Origin of the sequence: Stappia sp. TSB10GB4 (assembly GCF_900185745.1) — a bacterium.
Lineage (GTDB): Bacteria > Pseudomonadota > Alphaproteobacteria > Rhizobiales > Stappiaceae > Stappia.
In genome coordinates, this window is sequence record NZ_FYAV01000070.1 from 29,178 (window position 1) to 47,471 (window position 18,294).

At 67.3% G+C, this 18,294-nt stretch carries 16 protein-coding genes; 8 read left to right on the top strand and 8 right to left on the bottom strand.

Annotated features, from left to right (window positions below; all coding sequences use genetic code 11):
• Positions 1–43 precede the first annotated feature (43 nt).
• Positions 44–1,369, top strand: coding sequence for a pitrilysin family protein (locus TSB10GB4_RS20360; RefSeq protein WP_186397222.1), 1,326 nt, complete (start codon positions 44–46; stop codon positions 1,367–1,369).
• A gap of 127 nt (positions 1,370–1,496) precedes the next feature.
• Here TSB10GB4_RS20360 and TSB10GB4_RS20365 read toward each other — a convergent pair whose 3' ends face one another.
• Complete coding sequence (locus tag TSB10GB4_RS20365) at positions 1,497–2,969, bottom strand: EAL domain-containing protein (protein ID WP_186397223.1); 1,473 nt, start codon at positions 2,967–2,969, stop codon at positions 1,497–1,499.
• A 265-nt stretch (positions 2,970–3,234) separates the two neighbouring features.
• Here TSB10GB4_RS20365 and TSB10GB4_RS20370 point away from each other — a divergent pair, with 265 nt between their 5' ends.
• Positions 3,235–3,432, top strand: a complete 198-nt coding sequence (locus TSB10GB4_RS20370) for a heavy-metal-associated domain-containing protein (protein ID WP_186387000.1) — start codon at positions 3,235–3,237, stop codon at positions 3,430–3,432.
• Positions 3,433–3,456: 24 nt separating this feature from the next.
• Here the strand turns inward: TSB10GB4_RS20370 and TSB10GB4_RS20375 are convergent, their stop codons facing one another.
• The 3 genes from TSB10GB4_RS20375 to TSB10GB4_RS20385 are packed head-to-tail and all read right to left on the bottom strand — an operon-like array spanning position 3,457 to position 6,435.
• On the bottom strand, positions 3,457–4,182 hold the full coding sequence (locus tag TSB10GB4_RS20375; protein WP_186397224.1) for an ABC transporter ATP-binding protein: 726 nt from the start codon (positions 4,180–4,182) through the stop codon (positions 3,457–3,459).
• Positions 4,179–5,417, bottom strand: a complete 1,239-nt coding sequence (locus TSB10GB4_RS20380) for an ABC transporter permease (protein WP_186397225.1) — start codon at positions 5,415–5,417, stop codon at positions 4,179–4,181. The genes TSB10GB4_RS20375 and TSB10GB4_RS20380 overlap by 4 nt, the downstream gene beginning before the upstream one ends.
• Before the next feature lie 4 nt (positions 5,418–5,421).
• Positions 5,422–6,435 (bottom strand): efflux RND transporter periplasmic adaptor subunit, encoded by a 1,014-nt coding sequence (locus TSB10GB4_RS20385; RefSeq protein ID WP_186397226.1) that lies wholly within the window; start codon positions 6,433–6,435, stop codon positions 5,422–5,424.
• A gap of 308 nt (positions 6,436–6,743) precedes the next feature.
• Between TSB10GB4_RS20385 and TSB10GB4_RS20390 the strand changes: the two genes are divergently transcribed.
• Together TSB10GB4_RS20390 and TSB10GB4_RS20395 are read left to right on the top strand one after the other, a co-directional pair.
• Complete coding sequence (locus tag TSB10GB4_RS20390) at positions 6,744–8,201, top strand: sigma-54 dependent transcriptional regulator (protein ID WP_208984901.1); 1,458 nt, start codon at positions 6,744–6,746, stop codon at positions 8,199–8,201.
• Between the two features lie 79 nt (positions 8,202–8,280).
• Positions 8,281–8,907, top strand: a complete 627-nt coding sequence (locus TSB10GB4_RS20395; protein WP_186397227.1) for a hypothetical protein — start codon at positions 8,281–8,283, stop codon at positions 8,905–8,907.
• A 54-nt stretch (positions 8,908–8,961) separates the two neighbouring features.
• On the opposite strand, the gene TSB10GB4_RS20400 is transcribed toward TSB10GB4_RS20395, so the two are convergent.
• The gene (locus tag TSB10GB4_RS20400; RefSeq protein ID WP_186397228.1) at positions 8,962–10,278 is read right to left on the bottom strand and encodes a pilus assembly protein; all 1,317 of its coding nucleotides are present in this window, start codon (positions 10,276–10,278) and stop codon (positions 8,962–8,964) included.
• A 363-nt stretch (positions 10,279–10,641) separates the two neighbouring features.
• Here TSB10GB4_RS20400 and groES point away from each other — a divergent pair, with 363 nt between their 5' ends.
• From groES to TSB10GB4_RS20415, 3 genes are all read left to right on the top strand, one after another.
• The gene (groES, locus tag TSB10GB4_RS20405) at positions 10,642–10,929 is read left to right on the top strand and encodes a co-chaperone GroES (protein WP_186387007.1); all 288 of its coding nucleotides are present in this window, start codon (positions 10,642–10,644) and stop codon (positions 10,927–10,929) included.
• Between the two features lie 102 nt (positions 10,930–11,031).
• Positions 11,032–12,669 (top strand): chaperonin GroEL, encoded by a 1,638-nt coding sequence (gene groL, locus TSB10GB4_RS20410; protein ID WP_186387008.1) that lies wholly within the window; start codon positions 11,032–11,034, stop codon positions 12,667–12,669.
• 186 nt (positions 12,670–12,855) lie between these two features.
• Complete coding sequence (locus TSB10GB4_RS20415) at positions 12,856–13,068, top strand: SlyX family protein (RefSeq protein WP_186397229.1); 213 nt, start codon at positions 12,856–12,858, stop codon at positions 13,066–13,068.
• Between the two features lie 26 nt (positions 13,069–13,094).
• On the opposite strand, the gene hisG is transcribed toward TSB10GB4_RS20415, so the two are convergent.
• Genes hisG through hisS form a run of 3 tightly spaced genes read right to left on the bottom strand, consistent with a single transcriptional unit; the run spans position 13,095 to position 16,839 of the window.
• Entirely contained in the window at positions 13,095–14,093 is a 999-nt protein-coding gene (gene hisG, locus TSB10GB4_RS20420; protein WP_186397230.1) for an ATP phosphoribosyltransferase, read from the bottom strand.
• 11 nt (positions 14,094–14,104) lie between these two features.
• Positions 14,105–15,232 carry an ATP phosphoribosyltransferase regulatory subunit gene (locus tag TSB10GB4_RS20425; RefSeq protein ID WP_186397231.1) on the bottom strand — a complete coding sequence of 376 codons (1,128 nt, stop codon included), beginning with the start codon at positions 15,230–15,232 and terminating at the stop codon, positions 14,105–14,107.
• Positions 15,229–16,839, bottom strand: coding sequence for a histidine--tRNA ligase (gene hisS, locus TSB10GB4_RS20430; RefSeq protein ID WP_186397244.1), 1,611 nt, complete (start codon positions 16,837–16,839; stop codon positions 15,229–15,231). The genes TSB10GB4_RS20425 and hisS overlap by 4 nt, the downstream gene beginning before the upstream one ends.
• A 270-nt stretch (positions 16,840–17,109) precedes the next feature.
• Between hisS and TSB10GB4_RS20435 the strand changes: the two genes are divergently transcribed.
• A complete protein-coding gene (locus TSB10GB4_RS20435) occupies positions 17,110–18,261 on the top strand; it encodes a glycosyltransferase family 2 protein (protein WP_186387122.1) in 1,152 nt (383 codons plus the stop codon).
• Positions 18,262–18,294 lie beyond the last annotated feature (33 nt).

Sequence of the window (18,294 nt, forward strand, 5' to 3'; positions counted from 1 at the left end):
CCGCTCCGCCATCCGCCCCGCCACCCCTCACGGGACATCGCCCATGAGCCTCGTTTCCGCGCTCGGCCGCGGGCTTGTTGCCTTCGCCCTGCTCTTTGCCGCCCTTGCCGCCCTGCCGCGCCCGCTCTCGGCCATGGAGATCCAGGAGATCACCACGCCGGGCGGGCTCAGCGTCTGGCTGGTGGAGGACGACACGGTTCCGATCGTTGCGGTCAAGTTCGCCTTCGCAGGCGGCGCGTCGCAGGATCCGGAAGGGGGCGAGGGATTGACCAATCTCCTGTCGGCAATGCTCGACGAGGGGGCCGGGGATCTGGACTCCCAGGCCTTCCAGACGCGGCTGGAGGATCTGTCGGTACGGATCGGCTTCGATGCCGGGCGCGACAATTTCTACGGCGCGATGCGCACGCTGACGCCGAATATCGACGACGCCTTCGAGATGCTGCGCCTTGCGGTCACCGCTCCGCGCTTCGATGCGGAGCCGGCCGAGCGGATGAAACGCCAGATCATCGCCGGGCTGCGCCGCGAGGCGAAGGATCCGGACGCCATCGCCGGACGCCGCTGGGCTGAACTCGCCTATCCGGGCCACGCCTACAGCCGGCCGTCGCGCGGCACCGAGGAGAGCGTCGCCGCGCTGTCGCCGCAGGATCTGAAGGACCTGCATGGCCGCCTCTTCACCCGCCAGGGGCTGAAGATCACGGTCGTCGGCGCCATCACTGCGGAGCGGCTGGCGCCGCTGCTCGACAGCGTCTTCGGCGCGCTGCCGGAGACGGGCGAGTTGACCGAGGTCGCCGACATCGCCATGGCCAGGGGCACGATGGAGCATGTGGCGCTCGACGTGCCGCAGACCTCGATCCGCATCGGTCTGCCCGGCCTCAAGCGCGACGATCCGGACTTCATCCCGGCCTTCGTCATGAACCACATCCTGGGCGGGGGCACGTTCTCGTCCTGGCTCTTCGAAGAGGTGCGCGAGAAGCGGGGCCTTGCCTATTCCGTCGGCTCCTACCTGCTGCCCTATCAGCATGCCGGGGCCTGGCTGGCGGTGACCGGAACCCGCGCCGACCGCGCCGACGAGTCGGTGGAGGTGATCCGGGCGCAAATGGCGCGGATGGCCGACAAGGGACCGAGCGAGGAGGAACTGGCCAAGGCTAAGGCCTATCTCACCGGCTCCTATGCGCTGCGCTTCGACACGTCCGACAAGATCGCCGACCAGTTGCTCGGCATCCAGGTGGAAGGGCTCGGCCGCGACTATATCGACATCCGCAACGACCTCATCGAAGCAGTGACGCTGGATCAGGTGCGGGCCGCTGCCACCCGCCTGCTGAAGGGGGTCGATCCGCTGGTGGTGACCGTCGGTCCGGAAAAGGGATGACGCCGACGACCTGAGGCCCCTCTCCCGCCGGAGCACGCCCGCCAGCAACGCCCTCTTGCGACAGACACAGCCCCGCCGGAGGACCCTCCGGCGGGGCTTTCATTCGTTCGGTAGGGCTTTCGGGGGGCTATTCGGCGGCGCGGCGCATGTTGCGTTGCGGCGGACGCGCCTGCAGAACCTCCGGGCGCACCGGCCGCGGCGGCGAGAACAGATAGCCCTGGCCGATGCGGGCGTCGTAGTCGAGCACCTCCAGCACCTGCGCCTCGGTCTCGACATGGTCGACGATCAGTTCCATTGCGTAACGGCGCAGCAGGTCGCCGAGGTCGGCCGGATGGATATGGCTCGCCGGCATGTGCTCCGTGCCGATCAGGCGGCCGGCATGCAACTTGATGTATCGGAAGCCTCGGTCCGACAGCGCCTTGAAGTCCATCTTCAGGTCGCGGACACGATCGATCGAGAAGCGGTAGCCAAGTTCGTGCAGCGCCGCGAGGCTCTCCAGTTCCAGCGCCCCCATCTCGTTGACGTCGTCCTGGGTGAATTCGAAAGTCAACTGACCGGCGAAGCCCTCGTTGGCGCGCAGGAAATCGAGGAAACCAGGAAAGAAGCGCTCATCCACCAGTGTCTGAGTCGACAGGTTGACGAAGAGGCCGGACCGGCGGTTGCGGCTCGACAGCCGCCGCAGCACCTGGATGGCGCGGAACAGCATGAGGTTGTCGATCGCCGGCATCATCCGCGCCCGCGTTGCCTCGGCGATGAAGTCGACCGGTTCGAGATAGTTGTTCTGCGCGTCGCGGATGCGGGTCAGCGCCTCGTAGTCGCGGACCTGGCGCTGCGGCAGGGTGACGATCGGCTGCAGGAACAGGTCGACGCGGTTGTTGTCGAGCGCCTCCTGGATCACCCGGCGCAGTTCCGGATCGGGTCTCGCCTCCTCGCGAGCCCGCGCCATGGCGTGCGCCCCTGTCGGACCGGCCGGGTCCTCGGCGCGCTCCCCGGGACGGGTGGAGAGCGGCCTGTCGCCGGGAGCGGGTCCCCGCACCGCGGGAGCCTCGCCCGGATACCCCCGCAAGGGCGGCTGACCGCCAAACCCCGCCGCAGGGGCATGGTGCTGGCCCGTCGGCGGCTGGCTGTAGCCCAGGGCGCGTGGCTCCTCGTAAGCGGCGAAGCGCTCGGGCGGCGGCGGCGGCGCGATCTGGCGCGTCTCCTGCTCGTCGATCCGCTCTTCCATGCCGGCCATCGCCTCGGCCATCTGCTTGATCAGGCTGCCCAGCACCTCGACTTCGGCGAACAGCGGGTCGATCTCCTCGCGGGTGCGGCGCGGCAGGTTGGTCTCCATGCCGCTGAGACGCCCCTCGATGTTGCTGACGTCCTCGTCGACCTCGAGCACCCGCTCCTCGAGCGCGGCAACCTTCTCGGCGATATCGCCGCGGTCGCGCTGACGGGCGAAGACGAGATGCACGACGATCATGGTGCACAGAAGGGTCAGGCCAAGCGTCAGCGCCTCGCCCGCGGGGCGGGCGAACTGGAACATCATGATCGCAGCGACAGAGGCCGCGATCACCCCCATGCAGAGGAAAATGAAGATGCTTGTCGCGCGTGCCATGCTCGTCCGGCCAAGTCCGTGCTTCCGCCGAAGCCGAATCAAACCTACCTCGAATACTGACTGAATACGACGATTCTTCCGAGTCTCCAGCCCTCATGAGGCCACGGAAGGCGGGAAAGCCTCCCGGCGCGCCCTTGTGGGGATCATCAGTGGCGTCATCGGGCCGCAGCCGCGCCTCTTGACCTTCCCCTTGCTGGAAGCCCCATTGTTGCGGCGGATGACAGGTATCGCCGCCGGGCGCGGCGCAAAGGAGAGCGGAACCACCATGATCGAACTGAAGATCGACGGCATCACCTGCAACGGCTGCATCGCCTCGGTGAAGCGGGCGCTCGTCGCCGCCGACCCGGCCGCCACGGCCGAGATCGATCTCGCCAGCGGCGCGGCGCGCATCGAGACGCAGCTTCCCCGCGACCGGGTCGTGGAGACGATCGAGGCGGCCGGCTACGACGTCGTTGCCGGCTGAGCCTTTTTCCCTTCCCCTTCGCGCTCACGGGTCGGCCAGCATCCCGTCGACCAGATGCAGGCGGCGGTCCATGCGCGCGGCCATGTCGAGATCGTGGGTGACCGCGATCACGGTCTTGCCGTGATCGTCGACGAGGGCGCGCAGGATCTCGAAGACCTGGTCCGACGACTTGCTGTCGAGGCTGCCGGTCGGCTCGTCGGCCAGGATCGCCGGTGGTTCGTTGGCCAGCGCCCGCGCCACCGCCACCCGCTGGCGCTGGCCGCCGGACAACTGGTCCGGGCGCTTTTGCAGGTGATCGCCGAGCCCGAGATCGGCAAGTATCCCTTGCGCCCGCTCACGCATCTCGCGCGCCGGCAGCCGGCCGAGCTTGCGCATGGGGATCATCACATTGTCGGTGATGGAGAATTCCGGCAGCAGGAAGTGGAACTGGAACACGAAGCCGAGCGTCGACAGGCGGATCGCCGCGCGCCGGCGTTCGGACAGCAGATGCGTCGCTTCCCCTTCGATCAGCACCTCTCCCTGGCTCGGCAGGTCAAGCAGCCCCAGCAGATAGAGCAGCGACGACTTGCCCGAGCCGGAAGGCCCGGTGATCGCCACGAATTCGCCGGCCCGGATCGTCAGGTCGATGTCGCGCACCAAGGTCACCGGCACCGTGCCCGGCAGCACCCGGGTCAGCCGGCGCGCCTCGATCAGCGGTACCGCAGCCGGCTCCGGAGCAATGGCGACGCCGTCCTTCGGGGCCGGGCTCATGACGCCCCCCGAATGATCTCGACCGGATTGAGCTTGGCCGCGCGCCGGGCCGGCAGGTAGCCGGCGATGCCGGCGGCGAGCAAGGCGAAACCGCTGGCGATCAGGTAGTGGAGCGGGCTGTAGGTCAGCGGCAGCGAGGTCATCTCCACATTGGTTCGCACCTCGAAGGTGACCGAATCGAGCCCCACCGTGATCAGGTAGCCGAGGATCGAGCCGAGCACCGCGCCGACGGCGCCGATCACCAGCCCCTCGACCAGGAAGATGCGGCGGATGTCGCCCTGGCCGAAGCCGAGCGACTTGAGGATGGCGATGTCGCGGGCCTTCTCGTGGACGATGGTCGAGACGATGGTGAAGATGCCGAAGCCGGCAACCAGCAGGATCGCCCCGACCACGGTGTACATGATGACATTGCGCACCACGAGCACCTCCATCAGAGCCTCATTCGCCTCCTGCCAGGAGGTGGCGCGATAGCCGGTCATGCGCTCGATCCGCGCGGCGACAGAGCGCGCCGCGTTGATGTCGTCCAGCTTCACCGCGATCCGGTTGACCACGTCGGGCCGGGCGAAGAGCACCTGCGCCGTCTTCAGCATCGCATAGGCGGTGGCATCGTCCGCCTGGGTGACGCCGGTGTGGTAGATGCCGACGATCTTCAGCCGCCGCACCGCACCGGACGAGGTGGACGCCGCTATCGTATCGCCGAGCCGGGCGCCCAGCTTCTCGGCAACGCCGCTGCCGATCACGATGCCGTTCAGATTGGCGGCGAGTTCGATGAAGGAGCCGGTGCGCATGTCGCCGCCGATCGTCGAGACCTTGAGATAGCTCGCCGGATCGACTCCCGTCAGCGACACCGCGACGTCCCGTCCGCCATAGCGCAGCACCGCCTGGCCGGCCAGGGTCATGGTCATGCGGCCGGGCAGCCAGCTCTCCAGCATCGCCCGCAGCCTTGTCGGATTGCGCAGGCCGCGGGTGTCGTCGTCGGGCCGCGCGCCGATCACATTGACCGCGCCATAGAAGCTGGCGGCGGGCGGCGGCGCCGGATCGCGGGTCTCGTCGCTCACCTCCACATGCGGCATCGCGTCGACCAGCATCGCGATGAAATCCTCCTGCGATCCCTGCATCAGGGCCGCCATGGCGATGGAGAAGCCGACACCGAGCATCACGCCGAGCACGGAAACGACGCTCTGGCGCAGGCGCCCGCGCACATGGGTCATCGCGATGGAGAGGATCAACGGCACCGGCCTACCCCTCCGATGCGGCCGCAACCGCCGCCATGCCGGGCGCCAGCCCTTCCGCCCAGGGCGAGACGACGCGGGCATCCGCCTCCAGCCCGTCCAGCACCTCCACCTGCTCGATGCCGCGGATGCCGACCGAAACCCGCCGCTCGGCAAGGCGTCCGTCGCCGCCCAGCACCAGCACCCGATCGCCGTCCAGCGCGGCAAGCGGGATCAGCATGGCCTTCTCCACCTCGCGGACGACGATGTTGACGTCGCTGGTCATGCCGATCATCAGCGGGGTCTCCTGCGGAAAGGCGAGATAGACCCGATAGGTCTTGAGAACCGGGTCGCCCTTGGGCGTGATCCGGTCGACCCTGGCCTCGAAGCTGCTGCCGGGAAAGGCGTCAGCGCGCACCACCGCCTTCTGGCCGGCCCGGACCAGGGGAATGTCCTCCTCGTTGACGTCGGCGATGATCTGCAGCGGTCGCTCCTGGCCCACCCAGAACAGCACCGCGCCGGGTTCGGCCACCTCGCCGACCTCCCCGTCGCGCCGCAGAACCTTGCCGTCCATCGGCGCACGCAACTCGTAGTCGCCAAGCCGGGCCGCCTGCGCCGCGACCAGCGCCACGTTGCGCGAATGGTCATGCTCGGCCCGCTCGAAGGCCTGCTGCGATGCCACCCGCCGCTCCAGCAGGCCGGCGGCCCGCTCCAGTTCCTGCTCCGACAGCCGGGCGCGCGCCTCCAGTTCGGCGAGGGTGGCGCGCGCGGCGGTGGAGTCCAGGCGGCCGATCACCTGTCCCGCCTCCACGCTCTCGCCTTCGCAACTGCACAACTCGACGATGCGCTCGCGCAGCACGCTGGTCACCTTGGCCCAGCGCACCGGTTCGACCACGCCCGTCGCATAGACCACGTCGGCGGCCCGCCCCATCTGGGGGACGGCCACGGTAACCGGCACCGGCCGGTCGAGCCACCAGCGAACGGCGGCAAAGGCGGCGGCGGCCGCTGCCAGGATCACGAGCAGGGTCAGGATACGTCTCATTCGGGCGTCCCTTTGGGCGTGTAGCGGACGCGGTGTCGCCACCGCATCGCACTGCAACCTAGCATTCGCGAAGAGCCCCACCTATCCGCAGAAATTCGTGGGCCAGCAAAGCCCGCGGCGGCCCGCCGGCTGTGGATTGCGGGCCGTGATCGCAGCGACCTGTTTCACGAAACCCGAACAGAAACATTTTGTTTACCATGTCGGCTCAGAATCCATCTGCAAATCAAATCGATGCCGCGTGTTCGGCGGAAGCAAAAGGGGGTCGCCACAGCATGGAATCCATGCATGGCGCTGCGGGAAAAATCCGGTTGGCCGTTCTTGATGGCGGTGGCACGACCCGCGAGTTGGCGGGTTCGATCGCGCAAGCGATGGATCATCCCTGCGGGACGCCCGTCGCCTATCACAGTTTCGAGCCGTTCTACGCCGCCAGCACCCAGGTGCGCCCCGACGTGATGATCGTCGATCTCGAAACGCTCGGCCAGGACGGACACCTGTCCCGTCTTGCCGCCGCGCAGCCGCAGGCGATGTTGATGGCGGTCAGCCCCCGGGAATCCCTCAGCCGCAGCCTTGCGGCGATGGAGGCCGGCGCGCACGATGTCATCACCCTGCCGATCGATCCGGTCGCGGTGGCCGAGCGCATCGACCGCTTCCTGATCCAGAACACCCGCCCGCCGCGCGGCGAGGGCCAGCGCCGACAGGCCGCGCAAGCGGCGAGCGAGGCGCGCGACCTCACCGCCGGACGCGAGCCGTTCCGGTTCGAGAGCTTCGTCGGCGGTTCGGCGCGCATGCGCGAGGTCTACGACCAGATCCGCCGCATTGCCCCTTCCTCCGCCCCGGTCTTCATCACCGGCGAATCCGGCAGCGGCAAGGAACTGGCCGCCGCCGCGATCCATGCCCGCTCGCCGCGCGGTCCGGCCCCGCTCATCGCCATCAACTGCGCCGCGATCCCCGGCGAGCTGATGGAGAGCGAGATCTTCGGCCATGTGCGCGGCGCCTTTACCGGCGCCTCCGAGAGCCGTCCCGGCGCGGCGGAGGCCGCCGACGGAGGAACGCTGTTCCTCGACGAGATCGGCGAGATGGATCTTGCCCTGCAGTCGAAGCTGCTGCGTTTCGTGCAGACCGGCACGGTGCAGCGCATCGGCGATGCCCGGCCGAGGCCCGTCGACGTGCGCATCCTGTGCGCCACCAATCGCGACCCGCATGTGGAGATCGCCGCCGGACGGTTCCGCGAGGATCTGTTCTATCGGCTGCATGTCCTGCCGATCCGCCTGCCGGCGCTGCGCGACCGGCGCGAGGACATCCTGCCGCTCGCACACGCCTTCCTTGCCCGCTACGCCCAGGAAGAGAGCCGCGCCTTCTCCGGCATCGCCCCTTGCGCCGGCGAGAAGCTGCTCACCTATGACTGGCCGGGCAATGTCCGCCAGTTGGAAAACGCCATCCGCCAGGCCGTGGTGCTGCACGAGGGCGAGGCGCTGACCGCGCAGATGCTGCCGGCCTTCCTGCTCGGCGACGGCGGCCTGTCGCCGCGTCACGATCCGGCCCGCGCGCCGGCCTTCGGCGCCCGGCGCCGGGGCGGCGAGATCGAACCGCTCTGGGCGCAGGAAAAGCGGATCATCGAGGACGCCCTCGACGCCTTCGACGGCAACATCGCCAAGGCGGCGGCGGCGCTGGAGATCAGCCCCTCGACGATCTATCGCAAGCGCCAGTCCTGGACCGACCGCATCGACGGCGGCGATGGCGCCCTGTTCACCGGTTTTGCCGGATAATCTTGTTGTTTTCCCCGCGCCATTCTATACGTTGCGCCGCAAAATACGCCTTGCGGGGCTTCAACAGGGTGGGGCTTGGATGATCAGGGGCAAGTCGGTTCGTTTCGGCACTTCGGTCGGGGATGCGGTGGCTGTCGGCGGTGGGCCGCGCAAGGCGGGCTCTGCGTCCGTTGCCAGGGCTTTGGTGCTTGCCACCAGCCTCGTCCTGCTTCCTGCCACGGCGACTGCGCAGCAGACCATGCTTCCCCAGGACCTCGCCAGCGCCTATCAGGTGCTCGACGCGGTCTGGGATGAGGCCCCTCTCTCTTTCGCCGCCCTCGCCTTCACGGAAGCTCCTGCCACCGGCTACGGGCAGTACACGCCCCGCGGCGACGCGGTCTTCGGTGCGGGCGACACGCTCACCGTCTATGCCGAGCCGGTCGGCTTTGGCTATTCACAGACCGAGGCGGGCTACGGCGTGCGGCTCAGCGCCGGCTTCGAACTGCTCAACATGTCGGGACAGGTGCTGGCCGAACAGACCGGCTTTGCCGATCTGCGGGCCGACAGCCGCAACCGGTTGCGCGAGTTCCATGCGACGCTCAGCTTCGCCTTCGAGGGTTTGCGGCCGGGCGACTATCGGCTGGTGACGAAACTCACCGACACGGTGAGCGGCAAGACCGCCGCGGCCGAACTGCCCTTTACCGTCTCGGCGCCTGCGGCTCAATGAGCCGGCGCGCATCTCCGGCGGCAGCGCGGTCAAGGCAGGATCGGCGGCAGGACCTCATCTGGCAAGCCGCAGTCTGACGACGTTCTTGGCAATCGCTTCAAAGACCGAGATCAGTTCCTGCCCGCCGGTTGCAGAATAGGCGTGCGAGGCATCCGTAGCGCAGTCGCGCATCAACCCGGTCGCGCGCGGATCGTTCACGATCTCAAAACCGATCGTATAAACTTCCACGCCGGCTGACTTCATCGCACTGCACAGACTTCTCGTCTGAGCATAGGAATCTCCGTTCGGCGGAGGGCAGTTTATCTGATCCCTAAGGGAGCCACTGCCCGCAGTCGAGCTCGAACTGATGACGCCGTCGCAGTAGACGCTGTTGTATTCCCCGTCCGTCATCAGCACGACGATCTTGCGGACCTTCTTCTGATCATAGGCGGCAGGCCTTCCCTGGCCACTGAAGATGCTCCCGAAATTGGGGGAAACCATATACCAGCCCCACGCCACCCCGACCTGACCCGCCGTGGATCCGCCTGCCTGCAACTGGTTGATTGCAGTCTTCAGGGTCGATCTGTTGCTGCTCAGTGGCACGATCTGATTCGAGAGGCACGGATTGGCCGAACTCGGATAGTTTCGGCCCACCGGGGCCACGGCCGGCGAGGCATCCGTGTAAGCGTGCGGACCCGTGCGTTCGGACACACAGGTGCTGATGTCATACGTCAGGCTGGTCCGATATGGATTTAAGAACCTGAATCTCTGGCATCCGCTGCTCGTACACGTCCCGGACGAGACAGTCCCGCGCGCCGCATTCGCGTATGATCCCACGTTGACCCCCATCGAATAGGGCACGATCGCGACGCGGGAGTAAAACGGATACTGGTCATCGGTGACGACCGTATCGACAAAACTTGTCGCAGCCTTTCGAAGGTCGGAAATTCGACTCCCCGCCATGGACCCGGTCACGTCAAGAACCAGCGAGACTTCGATATTGGTGCCGCCGCGAACGATCTCGCTGGTCACGGCGACATCCACTTTGTCCAGGCCGGCGATCCCCATCACCAGCGTGTCGATCTTTCCGGAAGCGCGGAAGCTGATGGTTTCTTCGCTCAACGTCACCTCGATCGGATCGACCTTTCCAAGGTCCGTGAATCCAATGAGGTTGGCGTTGAACTCAAGTTGAGCCTGTTGCACCAACTCGGCTTCCTTGGCATTGCGCATCGTCCCTGCGGTAATCGCCGCGGCGTCGAGAGCGCTCTGCATCTTCGCCTTCATGTTGACGGCGCGCGCGTAATCGATGGCGGCTCCCAGAACAAGGACCACCGCCGCAAGACACAGCGCTAACGGAACAACGATGCTCCCGGATTTATCTCTCAAGAACATTTTGGCTCACGCTCTTTTCACGACGAAGGCGTTCCGCTCTCGCCCTCGCAGAGACGCACGGCAGCCCTTACGGGCGGATCCTACACCGCCGGCCCTTGCCAAAACCTTTTCGAAGGCCGCCCATTCTGCGGGTACCCTGTTTTCAGAGATTTGACGTGTGGGCGGTCTGCCCGCCCCTCTGGTCGTGCGGCGCAAAAAGCCGTGCAGGAGACCATTGACACCCGTCGGAGAGGCGCCTACATCAGTCGCGCTGTTAGCACTCTCATTCACAGAGTGCCAACGTGGTCGGCGATCCGGGCGACCCCGACGGAGGGGCGCCGGCGCGACAAGTACCACGCTGGCCCCAAAAGGAAAGAGCACGACATGAAGTTCCGTCCTCTGCATGATCGCGTTGTTGTGCGCCGCGTCGACTCCGAGGAGAAGACCGCCGGCGGCATCATCATTCCGGACACCGCCAAGGAGAAGCCGCAGGAAGGCGAAGTCGTCGCCGTCGGCCCGGGCGCCCGCAAGGAGAACGGCGACCTGATCGCGCTGGACGTCAAGGCCGGCGACCGCGTGCTGTTCGGCAAGTGGTCCGGCACCGAGGTCAAGATCGACGGTCAGGACCTGCTGATCATGAAGGAAAGCGACATCATGGGCGTGGTCGGCTAAGCCGCACCGCGCTTTTTCGTCCTTTTCGCGGTCGCTCGCCGCAGGCCCGCCAGGGCCGCCGCCGCGATACCGCGATGATCCAAACCACATGGAGACCTGAAAATGGCTGCCAAAGACGTCAAGTTCTCTTCCGACGCCCGCGACCGCATGCTGCGCGGCGTCGACATCCTCGCCAACGCGGTGAAGGTGACGCTCGGCCCGAAGGGCCGCAATGTCGTGATCGACAAGGCTTTCGGTGCCCCGCGCATCACCAAGGACGGCGTGTCGGTCGCCAAGGAAATCGAGCTTGAGGACAAGTTCGAGAACATGGGCGCGCAGATGGTGCGCGAGGTCGCGTCGAAGACCAACGACATCGCCGGCGACGGCACGACCACCGCGACCGTCCTGGCCCAGGCCATCGTCCGTGAGGGCGTCAAGGCCGTTGCCGCCGGCATGAACCCGATGGACCTGAAGCGCGGCGTCGACCTCGCTGCCCAGACCGCCGTCAAGGACCTCGAGGCCCGCTCCAAGAAGATCTCCACCTCCGCCGAAGTGGCGCAGGTCGGCACGATCTCGGCCAACGGCGACACCCAGATCGGCGAGGACATCGCCAGCGCCATGCAGCGCGTCGGCAACGAAGGCGTGATCACCGTCGAGGAGGCCAAGTCGCTCGAGACCGAGCTCGAGGTCGTCGAGGGCATGCAGTTCGACCGCGGCTACCTGTCGCCCTACTTCGTGACCAACGCCGAGAAGATGGTCGCCGAGCTGGAGAAGCCGTATATCCTGCTGCACGAGAAGAAGCTCTCGAACCTGCAGGCCATGCTGCCGATCCTCGAGGCCGTCGTCCAGTCCAGCCGTCCGCTGCTGATCATTGCCGAGGACGTCGAGGGCGAGGCGCTTGCCACGCTCGTGGTCAACAAGCTGCGTGGCGGCCTGAAGATCGCCGCCGTCAAGGCTCCGGGCTTCGGCGACCGCCGCAAGGCCATGCTCGAGGACATCGCTGTCCTGACCGGCGGCACGGTGATCTCCGAGGATCTCGGCATCAAGCTCGAGAACGTCACGCTCGACATGCTCGGCACCGCCGAGAAGGTCTCCATCACCAAGGAGAACACCACCATCGTCGACGGGTCGGGCAACAAGGCCGACATCGAGGGCCGCGTGGCGCAGATCAAGGCGCAGATCGAGGAGACCACCTCGGACTACGACCGCGAGAAGCTGCAGGAGCGTCTTGCCAAGCTCGCTGGCGGCGTCGCGGTGATCCGCGTCGGCGGTGCGACCGAGGTCGAGGTGAAGGAAAAGAAGGACCGCGTCGACGACGCTCTCAACGCGACCCGCGCGGCCGTCGAGGAAGGCATCGTCCCGGGTGGCGGCGTCGCCCTGCTGCGCGCCAAGAAGGCCGTCGAGGCGCTGACCTCCGACAATCCGGACATCATGGCCGGCATCAAGATCGTCCTGCGCGCTCTTGAGGCTCCGATCCGCCAGATCGCCCAGAACGCGGGCGTCGAGGGTTCGATCGTTGTCGGCAAGATCCTGGAGAACAGCGACGAGACGTTCGGCTTCAACGCCCAGACCGAAAAGTACGTCAACATGGTGGAGACCGGCATCATCGACCCGACCAAGGTCGTGCGCACGGCCCTCCAGGACGCGGCTTCGATCGCCGGCCTGCTGATCACCACCGAGGCGATGGTCGCCGAGCTGCCGAAGAAGGACTCGCCGGCTCCGGCGATGCCGGGCGGCGGCATGGGCGGCATGGACTTCTAAGAAGTCCAAAGCCAGAAACAACGAATGGGCGGCCCTCGGGCCGCCCATTTGCGTTTGGGACAGGACCACCTCCCTCGCCCTTCTCCGCATGGACAGAGGCGACCACAAAGGGTATGGCGAGGCCGGACAGCCGGCCCCGAAGGTCGGCCCAAAAGAACCCGACGAAAAGACCTGAGAAAGAGTGCCATGGACCGCGAAACGCTAGCCCGCATCGAGCGGCTGGAAGAGCAGATCGCCTTCCAGACGCGCACCGTCGAGGAGTTGAACGAGGTGGTCACCCGCCAGGCCGACCAGATCGACATGCTGAGCCGCCGCCTGGCGGCCCTGGGCGAGCATGTCGAGGAGTTGGAAGACGCCGCCGCCGGCAATGTGCCGGTGGCCAAGCCGCCGCATTACTGAGCCGGCGGGCAGGCGTTCCTAGCGCGTCAGCCGCTCACCTGGGCGGCGAGCCGCTCGAACAGCGGGTTGGCGGCGGTGAAGACGTAGTCGAGCGTCGTCACGCTGACATGCGGGGCGCCGTGGTCGCGCAGCAGCGTGGCGCAGTCGGCGGCGCGATCCGCCGGGCAGTGCAGCAGCAAGGGCTGGCCGACCTGGGTGCCGAAGGGCGCGACCGCGCCGAACTGCTCGGCCGCCGTGCGGGCGGTCAGCTCCGGCGCCTGCACCAGCGCGCGGATCTCGCGATGCGAGCGGGCCCGCTCCTCCGCGGCGATCCGGTCGAGGATGACCCTTGCGGCGGCAAGCTGCGCCGGCGTCCACTCGGCCTTCAGCGAGGCGACGAGATGCGCCTGGCTCTTCAGGATGACGCCGTCGTCCAGCACCTTGAGATTGTTGGCGGCAAGCGTCGAGCCGGTGGTGGTGATGTCGACGATGAGCTCCGCCGTGCCGGCAGCCGGGGCGCCCTCGGTCGCGCCGGCGCTTTCGACGATGCGGTAGTCGGACAGGCCATGCTGGGCGAAGAAGGCCCGCGTCAGCGCCACATATTTGGTGGCGACGCGCAGCCGTCCGCCGTTGCGGGCGCGGAAATGCGAGGCGACGTCGACGAGATCGGCCATGGTCGACACGTCGATCCAGGCATCGGGCGCGGCGACGACCACATCGGCGAAGCCGAAGCCGAGCGGGGTGACCACATGCACCAGCTCCTCGCGCCGCGAGATCGTCTCATGCACGAGATCGAGGCCGGTGACGCCCAGATGCGCCTGCCCGGTGCTGAGCTCGCGGGCGATCTCGGAGGCCGACAGGAAGGCGATCTCGACCTCGGAGGCGGCAAAGCGGCCGAGCCGGCCGCGATAGTTGCGCGCCCCGCCCGGACGGCCGACCGGCAGGCCGGCACGGGCGAAGAAGTCGTGGGTGTTGTCCTGCAGCCGTCCCTTGGAGGGCACCGCGATGATCAGCGGCTGGGCGGCGGTTTCCGGCGAATGGGTCATGACACTGCGCCTCAGATCCGGTCGAGCCAGATGGAAAAGCCGGTCGCTGGGATGTGGGTCTCGGCGCCGAGCAGGGCGAGCAGGCGGTCATAGCGGCCGCCGCCGACGATCTGGCCTGCCGCTTTGCGCGAGGCCGAATGAATTTCGAAGACGAAGCCGGTGTAATAATCGAGCCGGCGGCCGAAATCGGCGGAAAACTCGAGGTTCCCCACATCGACGCCGGCCGCCTCCAGCGCGTCCAGCCGGGCGGTGAAGCCGGCAAGCGCGGCAGCCAGATCCAGTCCCGAGCGGGCCGCGAAGGCCTCCAGCGCCGTCACCGCCTCGCGCGGACGGCCGCGGATCGCCAGGAAGGCGGAGAGCAGCTCCGCCGCCCGGTCGGTGCCGCTGTCATGGGTGGCGAGCGCCGCCTGCTCCAGCAGCCGGCCGGCAATGTCGGCGGCGCTGCGGCCGGCGATCGGACGCAGGCCCGACAGCCGCAGCAACTCGGCAACGGCCTGCTGCGCGGTCGCGGGATCGACGCCGTCGAGCGCCCGCATCAAGGCGGGGGCCGGCATCGCCCCCTCCGGCACGCCGCCGGTCATGGCGGCGATGGCCGCGTCCAGCCGATCGCGTTCGCCGAACAGCTCGCCGAGCCGGCGGCGCCACACGGGTGCAAGATCCAGCCCGTCGAGCACGGCGCGGAACAGCGCCTCATCACCGATCTGGATCGTCGCATCGTCGACGCCGAGCGTTGCCAGGCTCTCCAGCGCCAGCGCCAGCACATGGGCGTCGGCCTCGGCCTCGTCCGGCCGGCCGAAGCATTCGACGCCGGCCTGCATGAACTCGCCGGCACCCTCGCGGCGCTGGCGGAACACCGGGCCGCAATAGGAATAGCGCGCCGGGGTCGTCGCGCCGGGCCCGTCGAGATGGGCGCGGCAGACCGGGATCGTGTAGTCCGGACGCAGGCACAGTTCCTCGCCGGCCGCGTCCGAGGTCAGGTACATGCGGCCGCGGATGTCTTCGCCGATCAGGTCGAGAAACAGGCTGCTCGGCTGCAGGATCGCCGGCTCGACAGTGGGAAAGCCGGCGGTCTCGAACAGCGCGGTCAGGGCCGCGTAGCGCGCGGTCTGCGGCCCGGCGGGGTTCGTGGCGGGGCTCACTTGGTCACTCCCGCATCGCCGTCCTGCCGGGCGCGGTCCTCGGCCTGCTCGGCCAGCATCCGCCGCACGGTGGCGACGATATCGGCCTCGGGGATGCTGACCTGCGCCGGGCGGCTCTCGCGCCAGGTCACATTGTCGGCGATCTCGCCGGAAAGCCGCTTTCCCTCAATCAGATCCTTGATCTGGACGGTGCCTTCGGCCCGTTCGTCGCCGCCCTGGATGATGGCGAGCGGGCAGCCGCGGCGGTCGGCATATTTGAGCTGGTTGCCGAACTTCTTCCAGTTGCCCTGGTACATCTCGGCGCGGATGCCGGCGGCACGCAGCTCCTGCGTCATTTTCTGGTAGCGGGCGAGGCTTTCCGTGTCGCCGTCCATCACGGTGACCAGCACGGGGGCGACGACCTCGTCGGCCTGAAGCTTCTTCAGGTTCTTCAGCGCGCTCATCAGGCGCGAGACGCCGATGGAAAAACCGGTCGCCGGCACGTCGCGCCCGGTGAAGCGCTTGACCAGCCCGTCATAGCGCCCGCCGCCGCCGACGGAGCCGAACTGCACGACCTCGCCCTTCTCGTTGGTGACGGGAAACAGCAACTCGGCCTCATAGACCGGGCCGGTGTAATATTCGAGCCCGCGGACGACGGAGGGATCGATCTTGATGCGGTCCGGACCATAGCCGGCAGCATCTACCAAGTCGGCAATCTGCGAAAGCTCTTGGTAGCCCTCTAGGGGAATACCTCCCTCGTCCGCGTTGACCAAAAGTGCATGACACAAGAGCCGGTTTGAAAGATAACCCTTTGCATCAGGTGGATTGTTGACGGAACTTTTCTCCGCTTCGCTAGCAGTCTCATCAGAAGCATAGTCGATAGCAATCTTGTTGATGAAAACTGCTGTCAAAACCTTCTGAATTTGCGCGCTATCCAGTCCGGCACCTTTGGTGAAATCGCCGCTCTCGTCCTTGCGGCCCTCGCCCAGCAGCAGGGCGACCCCTTCCTCTCCAAACTTATCCAGCTTGTCGATTGCCCTCAGAACCGCCAGCTTCTGTTCGGAATCGATTACGCCTCCAGCTTCTAGTATTCCGTCGAGCACCTTGCGGTTGTTGACGCGGATGACATATTTCCCGCGATCAATGCCGAGGGCCTCCATCGTGTCGGCCATCATCATGCACATCTCGGCATCCGCCTGGACGCCCGGCGCGCCAACGCTGTCGGCATCGAACTGCATGAACTGGCGGAACCGGCCCGGCCCCGGCTTCTCGTTGCGGAACACCCAGCCGGCGCGGTAGCTGCGGAACGGAAGCTGGATCTCGTTGATGTTCTCCGCCACATGGCGAGCGAGCGGCGCGGTGAGATCGTAGCGCAGGCTCATCCACTGCTCGTCGTCGTCCTGCACCGAGAAGACGCCGGCATTCGGCCGGTCGGTGTCGGGCAGGAACTTGCCGAGGCAGTCGGTATATTCGAAGGCCGGCGTTTCGACCGGATCGAAGCCGTAGCGCTCGTAGACCTCGCGGATCTTCGCCAGCATCGCCTCGGTGGCGCGGATGTCGGCGGCCGAGCGGTCGACGAAGCCGCGCGGCAGGCGGGCCTTCAGCTTGGACGGTGTGTTCTTGGCCATCGGCGTATCGGAATCCATCGCGGGCGCGCGCCTTTTTCAAACATGGTCAAAAAAGGAGTGCGCGATCTTGCAGTTGCCGGTTTCCTAGACGAAACGGCCCGCGCGGGCAAGGATGGCGGGGAGAGTGCCGCCGGCGCGCGCGGGGCGCCGCAGCGGATCGGCGCTTGCATTCGGGGGCGTTCCGACTATGGTCCCGCGCGGTTCCGTCGCAGTGGCTCTCGGGTCGCGGGCGGTCAAACAGACCGGATCCCCTTGATGTTCGGAGTTCCCATGCCGGGTGACGGCATTCTGCAGACGGGCGAGGCCAGCGAAACGGCGCCGCTTGGCGCAGCGCGGCTTTCCGTCGTGCTGCCGACCTATAACGAGCGCGACAACCTGCCCGTCCTGATCGACCGGCTCGACGCCGCGCTGGCCGGCATCGCCTGGGAGGCGATCGTCGTCGACGACAACTCGCCCGACGGCACTGCGGATGTCGCCCGTGCCATCGCCGCGCGCGATCCGCGGGTGCGCGTCATCCGCCGTGTCGGGCGGCGCGGCCTGTCGGGCGCCTGCGTCGAGGGTATGCTCGCCTCCTCCGCCGACTATGTGGCGGTGATGGATGCCGACCTGCAGCACGACGAGACCCTGCTGCCGAAGATGCTGGCGGCGCTGTCCAACGGCGCGGCCGACCTTGCGGTGGCCAGCCGCCATGTGGAAGGCGGCGACGTCGGCACCGGGCTTTCCGGCGTGCGAGCCTCCGGCTCCGGCCTTGCCAACCGGCTGGCGAGGGTGCTGCTGAAGGTGACCTTGTCCGACCCGATGAGCGGCTTCTTCATGATCCGCCGCACCGAGGTGGAGCGGCTGGCGCCCGGCCTCTCGTCGCAGGGCTTCAAGATCCTGCTCGACATCGTCGCCACCGCGCGCGGCTCCTTGCGCATCGTCGAGCTTCCCTTCGTCTTCCGAGAGCGCCTGCATGGCGAGAGCAAGCTCGACACGCTGGTGGCGCTCGACTTTCTGGGGCTCGTCTTGTCCAAGCTCGTCGGCGACCTGGTCTCGATCCGCTTCCTGATGTTCATGCTGGTCGGCGCGTCCGGCGTCGTCGTGCATATGGCGGCGCTGTTCGCGCTGCTGGAGATCGGCGGCCTCTCCTTCCCGGTGGCGCAGACGGCGGCGACCTTCGTCGCCATGACCACCAATTTCTGGCTCAACAACCGCCTGACCTATCGCGACCGGCGGCTGCGCGGCTTCGCGGCCCTGCGCGGCCTCTTGACCTTCTATGTGGTGTGCAGCGTCGGCGTCGTCGCCAATGTCGGCGTCGCCTCGCTGGTCTATCAGGAGGATGCCGGGCGCATCCTGGTCGGGCTCGCCGGCCTTGCCGGCGCGGTGATGGGCGCGGTGTGGAACTATGCGGCAAGCTCGGTGCTGACCTGGCGCAAGGCCTGAGGCCGTAGCAGGCCTTCGCGGCGCGACAAGGAC

Bases quoted from the DNA above. Each gene is read 5' to 3' on its own strand.
- TSB10GB4_RS20360 (WP_186397222.1), top strand. From the start codon at position 44: ATGAGCCTCGTTTCCGCGCTCGGCCGCGGGCTTGTTGCCTTCGCCCTG.
- TSB10GB4_RS20365 (WP_186397223.1), bottom strand. From the start codon at position 2,969: ATGGCACGCGCGACAAGCATCTTCATTTTCCTCTGCATGGGGGTGATC.
- TSB10GB4_RS20370 (WP_186387000.1), top strand. From the start codon at position 3,235: ATGATCGAACTGAAGATCGACGGCATCACCTGCAACGGCTGCATCGCC.
- TSB10GB4_RS20375 (WP_186397224.1), bottom strand. From the start codon at position 4,182: ATGAGCCCGGCCCCGAAGGACGGCGTCGCCATTGCTCCGGAGCCGGCT.
- TSB10GB4_RS20385 (WP_186397226.1), bottom strand. From the start codon at position 6,435: ATGAGACGTATCCTGACCCTGCTCGTGATCCTGGCAGCGGCCGCCGCC.
- TSB10GB4_RS20395 (WP_186397227.1), top strand. From the start codon at position 8,281: ATGATCAGGGGCAAGTCGGTTCGTTTCGGCACTTCGGTCGGGGATGCG.
- TSB10GB4_RS20400 (WP_186397228.1), bottom strand. From the start codon at position 10,278: ATGTTCTTGAGAGATAAATCCGGGAGCATCGTTGTTCCGTTAGCGCTG.
- groES (WP_186387007.1), top strand. From the start codon at position 10,642: ATGAAGTTCCGTCCTCTGCATGATCGCGTTGTTGTGCGCCGCGTCGAC.
- groL (WP_186387008.1), top strand. From the start codon at position 11,032: ATGGCTGCCAAAGACGTCAAGTTCTCTTCCGACGCCCGCGACCGCATG.
- TSB10GB4_RS20415 (WP_186397229.1), top strand. From the start codon at position 12,856: ATGGACCGCGAAACGCTAGCCCGCATCGAGCGGCTGGAAGAGCAGATC.
- hisG (WP_186397230.1), bottom strand. From the start codon at position 14,093: ATGACCCATTCGCCGGAAACCGCCGCCCAGCCGCTGATCATCGCGGTG.
- hisS (WP_186397244.1), bottom strand. From the start codon at position 16,839: ATGGCCAAGAACACACCGTCCAAGCTGAAGGCCCGCCTGCCGCGCGGC.
- TSB10GB4_RS20435 (WP_186387122.1), top strand. From the start codon at position 17,110: ATGCCGGGTGACGGCATTCTGCAGACGGGCGAGGCCAGCGAAACGGCG.